The sequence below is a fragment of the Flavobacteriales bacterium genome, from assembly GCA_021296215.1.
GTDB lineage: Bacteria > Bacteroidota > Bacteroidia > Flavobacteriales > ECT2AJA-044 > ECT2AJA-044.
The window spans coordinates 41,084-52,145 of record JAGWBA010000007.1; the positions used below are offsets into that span (position 1 = coordinate 41,084).

The window sequence follows — 11,062 nt, forward strand, 5'->3', positions numbered from 1 at the left end:
CTCCCCGATCTAAAATCGATCACCAAAACCAATCATTTACAAAAAAGAATTATCTTCGTTTTACCGTTCTTTGGTGTTGCTTATGTGTTGCGCTACAAAACGCCAAAATTGGCACCTGCTGCTGGTTTGTTGCGCACTTTTAGACGCTAAATCTTAGACTACAAGCGTGTTGAGGCCTCATAAAAACCCACTATGAGGTGTATCGGAAAATAATGTCTATGAACTACCGGGCTACAGGTCTTTTAGCTTTATCGTTGGTTATTGGCTTGGTCGCATGTGGCCCTACAGGCCAAAAGAACGCGGAGAAGATTGAAAAAGTTCGGCCCGTTAAAACCACCATCGCCGACGTCGAAGCGGGCATTCGCAAATACATTGCCGCGCAAACAGAGGCCGGCGACGGTTTATTTCACCTACAGGACGACACGCTCGATCTCGATATGCACCTCGTACGCGTCCACACCGAGTACTTGTCCGTATTAAGCCCCGGTGAGTTCTTTGCATGCGTGGACCTTGCGGATAGTACCGGAGATGTGTACGATGTCGATTTCTTTTTGAAAGGCGAACCCGGAAACATGGAAGTCACTCAAACCACAGTGCACAAACTCAACGGAAAACCTTTCTATACCTGGAGACAAAAAGCAGATAAAACCTGGGGACAAGTGCCGGTAAAAGGTGCCAGCAATGACTTGCTTGGAGTAATCGAAGGTGAAGACCAGTTTACTTTTCAGTACTCAGTCGTGCTCCCCGAGACCAAGGAATCGGCCCGCATGTGGATCCCCGTGCCAAAAACGGACCGCTGGCAAAAGGTTACTCTAACTCATTCTAAGCTCACCGGAAATTATATGGAAATCGAAGACCAAAGGTACGGTAACGCCATCTTCTACTTTGAATTTGGACCGAGCGACAGCGGCAAGGAGCTTCGACTCGATTACGATGTCGTGCGTCGTGAAAAAACGGCCTATTCCGATGCGAGCGATGACGCTGATAATTATTTAGGATCGTCGGCCTTATTGCCTACGGGCGGACGATTCGCTGCTATTGCCGACTCGGTCCTGGCCGATGAGAGAGGTCAAAATAACTTGGTAAAAGCACGTGCGCTGTACGATTACATCATAGACAATATGCGTTATGCCAAACAAGGCACCTACGGAACCGGAGACGCCAATTTCGCCTGCGACGCCAAGTCGGGCAACTGCACGGAGTTCCATTCGCTCTTCATCTCTTTGGCCCGCTCAGTCGGAATCCCGGCTCGGTTTGCCATAGGAGCAGCCATACCCAGTGACCGCAACGATGGTGGCGTCAACGGCTACCACTGTTGGGCAGAGTTCTATGCCGAGGGTAAATGGTGGCCCGTCGACATTAGCGAAGCCAATAAGTACACGGCGCTGGCAACCTATTATTTCGGCCATCATCCGGCCAATCGCATTGAATTCTCTCACGGGCGTGATCTCGTGGTGAACCCCGCTCCTATAGACGGAAAAATCCTCTTCCTCGCGTACCCCATCTTTGAAATGGAGGGGCGTAAGCAACAGGTCGAAACAACCTTCACCTTTACGCGTAAAAGGGAATCTCAAACCGGAGCTAAACAATAGTTTCCGTCGATCTTACCTATCGGATTCGTCGTCGGCTTCCTCCATTTCGTCTTCAGAATCGCCATCCATATCTCCCGATGGATGTTCACCGGCCGGATGTTCATGAGCCGATTCCGAAGAATCTTCGGCATCCATCATTTCTTCCGTAGCGTCTTCTTCGGCATTACTTTCAGATGCTCCACCCCCGCACGAAGCCAGGGCAATGGTTGTTAAAAAGCCCAATGCGAATACGGCCAAAGTAAAGGCTCGGGTAAATAAAACTCGTTTCATAGTGAGAGCGGTTTAAGGGTCAATACAGATATGAAGATATAGAAAATTCAATCCGAGTACAACAGATGGTGCTGCCGAACCCGTTTAGCAAGTCCTCGGCAACTGCTCCCCGGCCAACATATTGATCACTCGTCGCCCCCCTATTCCACTGCTCATGATCACCTTGCCGGGATGCTCGTCGGTAAACACCCCAATGTGAGCGACCCTCGAAGTTTCGGGCCGTTGACGCAATAATTCCAAAGCCTAATCGACCCGATCGGCCGAAACAACCGCAATGAAAACCCCTTCATTCGCCACGTACAGCGGATCGAGTCCGAGGACCTCACAGGCACTCTTGACCACGTCATCGACCGGAATAACAGCATGATCCAGGTCAATCCCCAACCGCACCTGTCCGGCGATCTCATTCAGCACCGTTGCCACCCCTCCACGGGTTGGGGCAAGAGCTTTACATCATTCCCCAGTTTACCGATCAGCGCCTCAACGGCGCGATGAACGGCTCGCGAGTCACTTTCGATCTCCGCGTCGAATTCCAAACCTTCACGTTTTAACATAATATCCATTCCATGATGGGCAATGCTGTGGCTTACGATGATAGCGTCGCCATCCTCTATTCTACGGTGATCGATATCGGCTCCGCGCAACACCTCACCTATACCGGTGGTATTTATAAAGATCCCATCGCCCGTACCCCGATCAACGACCTTGGTATCACCCGTGACCACCTGAACCCCAGCCTTTTCAGCGGCATTGTCGATGGTGAGCAATGTCTCCCAAAAATCGGCCAGCGGGAGGCCTTCTTCAAGAATGAACGCCAAGGACAAATACTGAGGACGAGTGCCACACCTGGCCAAATCGTTCACCGTGCCGTGAACGGCCGGGTCACCAATGTTGCCGCCAGGAAAAAATAGCGGGCTCACAACGAAACTATCGGTGGTAAAAGCCACCTTTCCTGCCGTAGGCAGTAAAACCCCGTCGTGACGCTGTTGCAGTTGTTCGTTGTCGAAAATGCGGAACACGCCGGAATCGAGCAGCCGATTGGTCAATAAGCCGCCACTTCCGTGGCCGAGGGTGATGGTGTCGAAATTGAGTTCGGGCAACGGGCAGTTAAGTGAAAAACGTAGATGGCTAGACATGGCTTTCTTCGCTGTGGTAGTTATAGTAGGCGGCACAAGCTCCTTCGCTACTGACCATGGGGGTGCCCATGGGGTTCAAAGGAGTACAGCCTTTCCCGAAGAAGGGGCAATCGAGCGGTTTTCTATTTCCGCGTAAGACTTCCCCGGCGATGCAACCATTGCTTCCCGTGCTTTCCTCTTCAGTGAGGGAGAGTCTTTCTTCGGCATCGTACCGTGCGTATTTCGGGGCGATACCCAAGCCCCTTTTTATGATGGATCCTATTCCGCGCCACTCCTTGTCAATACGCTCGTAAACCTCATCGAGAATAGCCTGCCCTTCGGGATTACCATTTAATCGAACCACGCGAGCGTAGGCGTTTTCGACCGATGACTGACCCGCTTAGAGCATTTTAACGAGCTCTAAGATACCGCGGAGCAGGTCTACGGGTTCAAAACCCGAGATCTCGATAGGTGCGTTGAATTTCTTCGCGATGAGCAGATACTCATCGGTGCCCATGATCGTGCATACGTGTCCGGCCGTTAAAAACCCCTGTATCTTATTATCTGCTGCCCCTAAAATGGCCTCCATAGCGGGCGGAACCAATACGTGCTTCGACGATGAAAATGCTAAAAAGGGCTACTGCTTATACAAGCTCGGCTGTAGAGGTCCGGTAACCTACAATGCCTGCGGGGTTATGCAGTGGAATAACGGGGTTAGTTTCCCTATTCAATCAGGACACGGATGCATCGGTTGTAATGAAGATAATTTCTGGGACAATGGGCCATTCTACGAGCGAATAAGCAGCTTCCCGGGATTTGGAATTGAAAGCAATGCCGATAAGATCGGTGCCATAGCCGGAGCTGCGGTTGGAGCCGGCGTCTTGACTCACGCCATAGCCACGAACATTCAAAAGGCAATGATCATCAAAGACACCGTCGACGACGGAAGGTTGGAAGGCGATAATAAATAAAAACTCAGGCCATGTCAGAACGATTAGCCATAGACCCAGTAACCCGTATCGATGGTCACCTACGGGTCAAAGTTGAAATAAAGGACGGTAAAGTAGTAGACGCGTACAGTTCCGGAACCATGGTTCCGCTGCTTGAAGAGATCCTCAAGGGCCGAGATCCACGAGACGCCTGGGTCTTCGTAGGCCGAGTATGCGGTGTTTGTACTACGGTGCATTCGCTGACGTCGTGCCGAGCGGTTGAAGACGCCCCGGGAATAGTGATTCCACCAAATGCCGAATTGGTGCGGAATATCATGGAAACTGCCCAATACATGCAGGATCACGTGATCCACTTCTACCATTTACATGCCTTGGACCGGGTCGACGTGGTTAGCGCACTTAAAACCGATTCGAAGATGACGAGGGAGATTCAACAGAGCATCTCAAATCACTCAAAGTCGAGTCCGGGATACTTCAGTGATGTTCAAAAGCGCCTACAAACATTCGTGAACAGCGGCCAATTGGGGATTTTCGCGAATGGCTATTGGGGACACCCCGCCTATAAACTTCCGCCGGAGATCAACCTCATCGGAGTTGCTCATTACCTCGAAGCCCTTGAATGGCAAAAAGAGATCGTGAAGATCCACGCCATTTTTGGAGGAAAGAATCCACACCCGAACTACTTGGTCGGAGGCATGGCCTTCGCAATAAACACCAACGAGGCCAACGCCTTAAATGCCGAAAGACTTGCATACGTGCGTCAGTTGCTGGTAGAGGCAAAAGAATTCGTCAACAACGTATACATCCCCGACATTTTGGCCGTTGCTCCCTATTACCTTGATTTGGGTGGAATCGGCGGCGGGCTATCCAACTACCTCGCGTACGGTGACCTCCCTACCCGAGGGTATGGTGATGTAAGTAGCTTTAAGTTTCCTCGTGGTATAATTTTAGACCGCGACCTGAGCAAAGTCCACGAGGTCGATGCGCGCGACCACGACGAAATTCAAGAATTCATCAAACACAGCCGGTACAGTTACTCTGATGGCGACGAGGTCGGCAAGTTCCCATGGGAAGGTGAATCCACTATGAATTACACCGGACCCAAGCCTCCTTACGAGCACTTGAATGTCGACGGAAAATACAGCTGGGTCAAAACTCCTCAGTGGAAAGGAAAACCTATGGAAGTTGGGCCATTGAGCCGCGTGCTGGTAGGCTATGCCAGTGGAAAAGAGGAATTCGTCGAAAATGTAAATGCGGTACTTGCAAAATTGGACGTGCCGGCTACAGCCTTGTTCTCAACACTTGGCAGAACAGCTGCGCGTGTGATCGAAACGAAATTGACCGCGGATTGGGGGCTCGAATTCATGGGCAACCTCTTTTCGAACATCAAGAACGGCGATGAGCGCATGGCGAACACCGAGAAGTTCGAGAAGGACACCTGGCCGGCAGAAGCAAAAGGCGTTGGCCTCATGGAAGCCCCCCTTGGAGCACTGGCACACTGGATCGTGATCGAAGATCAAAAGATCAAGAACTACCGGCTCGTAGTTCCTTCAACTTGGAATTCATCGCCCCGGGACCCCGCTGGCCAACGTTCCTCGTACGAAGAGGCCTTATTAGGCACTCCGGTTGCCGATCCGGAGCAACCGGTCGAGATATTCCGAACGCTGCACAGCTTCGATCCTTGTATGGCCTGTGCAGTGCATTTGTACGACGATCAGGGAAATGAATACGACCACGAACTCGAAATATTCTGATCATGAGAGGAGCTAGAGCCGCACAGAAAGCAGAGTTGGACCACAAGGTCATGCGCAGGGTATATGTTTTTTCCTTGCCCATTCGATTCTTCCATTGGATCAATGCACCGGCGATCATTGTGTTGATCGTCACTGGTTTGATTATGGCGAATCCGCCCGCTATTCAGCAAGGGCAAGAAGCTAGCTTTGGCTACTGGTTCGGAACGGTCCGATTCATTCACTTCGCATCGGCCTACATTTTTACGGTCGGATTCGCCTTTAGGATGTATTGGATGTTCGCGGGCAACAAATACGAGAGGTGGGAGAATTTCATCAGCATGAACAAGGCTTTTTGGAAAGATCTGGTGAAGGTGATCCAGATGGACGTTCTGCTAAAAAAGAACAAACAACACTTCGCTATAGACCACAATGCTCTGGCGGGCTTCTCCTACTTCATGCTATTTGTATTGATGCTCTTGATGGTATTGACTGGTTTTGCCTTGTACAGCAGTATGAGTCCTTCGTGGTTTCCACAGTTGTTGGATTGGGTAACGGGCGTACTCGGAGGTGATATAATAACCCGGCAAGTTCACCACGTGGCCATGTGGGCCTTCGTGATCTTCATCATTATCCACGTTTACTTGGTGTTCTACCACGACTACGTAGAAGGACACGGGGAAATCTCGAGTATGGGAGGTGGATGGAAATTCATTGAGGAAGACTGCCTCGAAAAAGAAGATTGTAACCATGAGTAAAGGATTGATTCTCGGGGTCGGGAATTCACTCATGGGCGATGAAGGCGTGGGTTGCCAAGCTGTAGCCCATCTCGAGAAAAGCGGATTGTTCCCGCAATTCGACTTCCTCGGCGGCGGTACAGGCGGATTCCACCTCATGGAGCACTTAATTGAGCACGACCCCGTGATCTTGATCGATGCCACCTTGGACGATCGTCCCGAAGGTACCGTTAGGCTCATCAAGCCCAGCGGATACCGCGATTTCCCATCGACCATGAGCACCCACGAAATTGGGCTCAAAGACCTCATCACTTCCCTCACCCTGATCGATCAATTGCCCAACATGTTCCTTATTGCCGTATCGGTAAAGGATTACGCCGGATTAAGCCTTGAGCTCAGCGAAACCATTGCGAACACCTTCCCTAAGATCGAGCAAGCCATACACAAGGTCGAACTTTCCCTCGCAAAAGATCGAACGTTTTGAGTATCTTACTCACTCTAAAGTATACCAACCATGAAGAAATTATTCCTTACCCTCACCTTAGCACTGGCTTCTACTGCCCTATTCGCCCAAATACCCTCAATGAACAGCATGGGAATCGACCCCGGAAAACAAACCGACATGCTCATGGAGCAGCTGGCCTCCAAGATCGATATGTCCGATGAACAGGTCGCCAAAATGACCGACATCCACAATGAGTTCTTCAAGGCTGCCGACAAGATCGTCGAAAGCGGTACAATGGAGCAAATGAACAAGCTCATGGGCGAAAAAGACTCAAAGGTTCAGTCGCTCTTGAGTAAAGAAGACTTCATTAAATACAAGGAAGTCACGAAACAGTCGACAGGCGCATTACTCGATAAAATGAGGAAGAAAAGCAAGGAGTAAGTCCTAGCCTCGGCCTGCCATCTCAGTCCATTCGCGCTCGCGTTCCCGCTCTGTATTGCTGTATAAAGCACTGAGTCGCTCGTCATTGACCTCGAACGGATCGTTCAGAGGAAGATCGTCGATCGAATTTGGACGCCTCGTAATTTGCTCGGGCCAATAGCCCAATTGCAACATTTCGTCGTATGAATAGGCCTCTATAAAGCTCGTTTGTTCGGGCCGAAGTTTCCTCATTTCCGTAGGCTTTTCGGACGATTCAGAATTAAAGGACGAGTTCGCCTTCCACGGGTTTCCGTATTCGTCCTTCAACGTTTCGGGAATCCAGTGTTTCTGGGCCTCGCGGCCCGATAGCTCATGCACAAGGTCCGACAGCTCTTTTTCGGCACGTTGTACCAATGCCTCGAATTGCAAACCATACACCCCGGGCATTAAGTGGAAACGGATCGATTTTCGCCAGTTGCGGATATTGAACAGGGTGGGTTTTACGGTTCCGGTGTACGCACTCCCCTGCCCTTTATTCATTGATGCCAACACGTCTCGAGGGTCGCGAACAACGACGGCGCATGACCATCCTTCCGCTAGGAAGTACGGAACGAATTCCTCAACGTAGATCTCCTTTAATCCCCGAAATTTATAAGCACCTGGGAATATCTTGGTCAATAAAAGCTCCAGGGTGCGGGCCGGAGAATGCCCCTGCAATTCGGCTGCCAATGCATCTGGATTCTCGTATTTCCTGTACTGCCCACCGTAATTGGAAGTATTCGCGAAAACCTTCTTCAACATTTCTTCCGGACATTTGAACGCCAGTAAGAACGCGGACAAGTCTTGCGGGGTGTATCGCGATTCGCCGAATAAATGACTGAGGACGTAATAGCCTTCAGGATGCCCAATGGAAGCGTAAAACGCCTTCTTGAGCTTTATAAAAAACAAGGGCAAAGGCTGTGAAGCGATCGCTCCATCGGGGTGATTCCCCAGGTATTTATCGAGCAAGGTGGTGCCCGATCGAGCCATACCGGTGAGCAACACGTGCTTCATGCCTCGTCCGTATTGCCCCTTTCATCGCGAATCAGGTAAATAGGACGGCGTTCCACGGTATTGATGATGCGAATGAGGTATTCCCCTATAACGCCCAGACTAAAGAGTATGAGTCCGCCGATGAACAACACGGTCACCATCACGGAAGTCCAACCGGGAGCCACAATATCCATGAATAGCTTGCGAAATACGAGGTAGGCGGAAAATAAAAAGCTCAATGCCGCAATGCTCACACCGAGGTTTCCGATGTAACGCAATAGAAGACTTGAGTTATTGATCAAGAGATTCTGGAAAAGCCGCAGCATACTCCGGAAAGTGTAGCCTGTAGTGCCCTCAGTTCGTTCGAAGTGATCAACGGATACGCCAACGACATCCTTGGTTACGTAGAACATCATGGCCGGAATAAAGGGGTACGGTGTTTCCTTAAGCTTCAACATCCCATCAACCGTGTTGCGGTTGATCAAACGAAAGGCAGAGAGCTTTAAATCTCTGGGCTTATCGAGAATAATGCGATCGAAACGACCTTTGATACGACTCAAAATGCGCTTTCTTAGGTTGTGCTTCTTTTCACGCAGCTCGCCGATCACCACATCATGCTGCTTTTGACGGAGCAGTTTTGGTATGTCTTCGGGAGCGTGCTGTCCATCATCATCCATGGTGATCACCCACGAGCCCCGCGCTTTTTCGAGTCCACAAATGGTCGCGGGTTGTTGCCCAAAGTTCCGGCTAAACCTTACGGCCCGCACGTAATCTCTATTGCACAGATCCTCGAGCTTTGGCCAGGTTTCTCTATTTGGACTGCAATCATCGACAAAAACGATCTCAAAAGAGTCTCCCATGCTCGAAAACACAGCCTCCAATCGGCCGCAGAGCTTTTCAAGCGACTGAACGCTATTATACACTGGAATTACAACTGAATATACGGGGCTACTCGAATTCATTTCGGCAATTTACCTATTCAGTTACAAAACTAAGTATTGAGCCCGGATCGTCAATGCGCCAACGATGGTCGGAACGGTATACGAATAGCCCGGATCGTTTTCCTGCACCGTCAAGGAGCACGGGTGCGATCTCTCCCACGCCCTTGATCCGAACGGTTTCAACCACCTCAGGATACTGTTCGCCACGGTCTTCAATTCGACTAATACGTCCAGGTTCAGGCAACACGTAGTACACCCCGGAAAATGCCTTATAGTGACCAGGGGCCGGGTCGGGTTCCTGTCCCAATGCCACTTTAATGACGTTACCTATGAAATCGTATCCGGTCGATAGGCGAACCATGTGAGAACCGATGAATTCGCCGCCCATCCGGCCCGCAGCTTCAACCACTCGCACTTCACCGTTGTCAGTTAAAAACACTTCGGTGTGGCCAGCCCCGTTCTCTATTCCCAAGACATCAAGCGTTTGCAGGGTAGCCGTAAATATTTTTTCCTCTACCTCCCGGGAGATATCTGCAGGCTGGTGGTGAGCCGTTTCTACAAAGTATGGCGCCCCTGTCGTTTCTTTATCCGTTATGGCCAATGGAATATGCTTTCCCCGGTAGGAGATGGTTTCTACGCTAAATTCGCGCCCTTCGATGAACTCCTCGAGTATTACACGCCCTTGAATGGACTCGGTCAATGCCTTGGATATGGCATCGTTGACTTGTTCCGATCTCTCCACTTTCGTAACGCCGCGGCTCCCTGATCGGTCCGTTGGTTTCACGATTACCGGAAAATCGATGATGTGTCGCTGTCCATCGAAATCAGGGCGCTCAAAAAAGTAAAATCGTGGGCATGGGATATCGGCGGCCTGCAAAGCCTTCCGCATTTCGAATTTATCGGTAGAGATTAAAGTGCTCGCCACGGAATTGCCAATCAAACCCAATTCTGCCGCCACATAGTTGACCGACATCATGGCAATATCCGTTGCGATAGTAACAATTCCATCGATCTCCATTTCACGACAAATGCGAAGAATCTCTTCCTTATCTAAAATGGAAACCGGATAGTAGTGATCCGCAATATCGTCAACTACACTTCCCTCGCGCCAAGCAAAAACAGAGGTAGTATGACCGAGCTCTTTGGCTCGCTCAACAAGAGGGCGCTGCAAATAACTCGCCCCGAGAATAGCTACTTTCAAGGCGCCGAATTAAAAATCGAACTCTGCCACACGCTCTCCGCTGCGGCACTCCCAATCGATGAATGAGATGTGAATTTGGTAAATCGACATCATGGACGTTGGCTCCGCCCAATCGCGTTGCCCCTTGACGACAAAGTGCTCAGATCCCCGCTGCATAGAGACTTCAATCGTCCAACCATCCATCATTTCTCGTTGTAGCATCTTTTCGGTGTACGGATGGGTCATTTCCGCTTCAAATCCTTCCGAGATTCTTTTGTGATAAAGGTCGACCACGATCTCTGACAGCGCTGGAATATTCTCAGAAGCAATTTCAGCGGTCATGGATAAGGGCAAGCCTTCCATATTATACTGCCGATGTAACGTCACCCAAATTTGCCCGTTGTCATTCTTAACGAGAATACTATCCTTTCCATCGTAAAAGTCAAAAAGTCGGTCGATAGCAGGACGCTCATCTCCGCGAGCATTCGTCTGGGCCATTGTTGCCGTTGTTATTAAAGTCAAGGCAAAGAGTAAGATTCTTTTCATGAGGTAATGGGTTTGGTGCTAAACTAAAAAAAGGTACTGTATTAAATCGCAAGTGAACGTGCGATTTAATACATATAAACTATAAAGACGTCTACTACTGACGA

At 50.1% G+C, this 11,062-nt stretch carries 13 protein-coding genes and 1 pseudogene; 6 read left to right on the forward strand and 8 right to left on the reverse strand.

The features are described from left to right. Positions 1-218: 218 nt before the first annotated feature. Positions 219-1,592, forward strand: a complete 1,374-nt coding sequence (locus J4F31_02170; protein ID MCE2495382.1) for a transglutaminase domain-containing protein — start codon at positions 219-221, stop codon at positions 1,590-1,592. Positions 1,593-1,604: 12 nt separating this feature from the next. On the opposite strand, the gene J4F31_02175 is transcribed toward J4F31_02170, so the two are convergent. The 4 genes and pseudogenes from J4F31_02175 to J4F31_02190 form a co-directional block, all read right to left on the reverse strand. Next, on the reverse strand, positions 1,605-1,862 hold the full coding sequence (locus J4F31_02175) for a hypothetical protein (protein MCE2495383.1): 258 nt from the start codon (positions 1,860-1,862) through the stop codon (positions 1,605-1,607). Between the two features lie 84 nt (positions 1,863-1,946). Next, positions 1,947-2,962, reverse strand: a pseudogene (gene hypE, locus J4F31_02180) (hydrogenase expression/formation protein HypE). A 28-nt stretch (positions 2,963-2,990) separates the two neighbouring features. Further along, complete coding sequence (locus J4F31_02185) at positions 2,991-3,341, reverse strand: hypothetical protein (GenBank protein ID MCE2495384.1); 351 nt, start codon at positions 3,339-3,341, stop codon at positions 2,991-2,993. Between the two features lie 36 nt (positions 3,342-3,377). Beyond that, on the reverse strand, positions 3,378-3,494 hold the full coding sequence (locus tag J4F31_02190) for a hypothetical protein (protein ID MCE2495385.1): 117 nt from the start codon (positions 3,492-3,494) through the stop codon (positions 3,378-3,380). Between J4F31_02190 and J4F31_02195 the strand changes: the two genes are divergently transcribed. From J4F31_02195 to J4F31_02215, 5 genes are read left to right on the forward strand one after another with little or no spacing between them, the layout of a single operon-like run. Continuing rightward, a complete protein-coding gene (locus J4F31_02195) occupies positions 3,469-3,948 on the forward strand; it encodes a hypothetical protein (GenBank protein ID MCE2495386.1) in 480 nt (159 codons plus the stop codon). The two genes, J4F31_02190 and J4F31_02195, sit on opposite strands and share 26 nt — an antisense overlap. Positions 3,949-3,959: 11 nt before the next feature. Next, positions 3,960-5,681, forward strand: a complete 1,722-nt coding sequence (locus tag J4F31_02200; GenBank protein MCE2495387.1) for a nickel-dependent hydrogenase large subunit — start codon at positions 3,960-3,962, stop codon at positions 5,679-5,681. 2 nt (positions 5,682-5,683) lie between these two features. Further along, a complete protein-coding gene (gene cybH, locus J4F31_02205) occupies positions 5,684-6,415 on the forward strand; it encodes a Ni/Fe-hydrogenase, b-type cytochrome subunit (protein ID MCE2495388.1) in 732 nt (243 codons plus the stop codon). Continuing rightward, positions 6,408-6,878 (forward strand): hydrogenase maturation protease, encoded by a 471-nt coding sequence (locus tag J4F31_02210; GenBank protein MCE2495389.1) that lies wholly within the window; start codon positions 6,408-6,410, stop codon positions 6,876-6,878. The genes cybH and J4F31_02210 overlap by 8 nt, the downstream gene beginning before the upstream one ends. A gap of 30 nt (positions 6,879-6,908) precedes the next feature. Then, complete coding sequence (locus J4F31_02215; GenBank protein MCE2495390.1) at positions 6,909-7,280, forward strand: hypothetical protein; 372 nt, start codon at positions 6,909-6,911, stop codon at positions 7,278-7,280. A 3-nt stretch (positions 7,281-7,283) separates the two neighbouring features. Here J4F31_02215 and J4F31_02220 read toward each other — a convergent pair whose 3' ends face one another. The 4 genes from J4F31_02220 to J4F31_02235 are packed head-to-tail and all read right to left on the reverse strand — an operon-like array spanning position 7,284 to position 10,958. Continuing rightward, positions 7,284-8,312 (reverse strand): hypothetical protein, encoded by a 1,029-nt coding sequence (locus tag J4F31_02220; GenBank protein ID MCE2495391.1) that lies wholly within the window; start codon positions 8,310-8,312, stop codon positions 7,284-7,286. Beyond that, positions 8,309-9,253, reverse strand: a complete 945-nt coding sequence (locus tag J4F31_02225) for a glycosyltransferase family 2 protein (protein ID MCE2495392.1) — start codon at positions 9,251-9,253, stop codon at positions 8,309-8,311. The genes J4F31_02220 and J4F31_02225 overlap by 4 nt, the downstream gene beginning before the upstream one ends. A 13-nt stretch (positions 9,254-9,266) precedes the next feature. Next, positions 9,267-10,433 (reverse strand): ATP-grasp domain-containing protein, encoded by a 1,167-nt coding sequence (locus J4F31_02230; protein ID MCE2495393.1) that lies wholly within the window; start codon positions 10,431-10,433, stop codon positions 9,267-9,269. Between the two features lie 9 nt (positions 10,434-10,442). Then, positions 10,443-10,958 (reverse strand): hypothetical protein, encoded by a 516-nt coding sequence (locus J4F31_02235; protein ID MCE2495394.1) that lies wholly within the window; start codon positions 10,956-10,958, stop codon positions 10,443-10,445. Between the last annotated feature and the right edge of the window lie 104 nt (positions 10,959-11,062).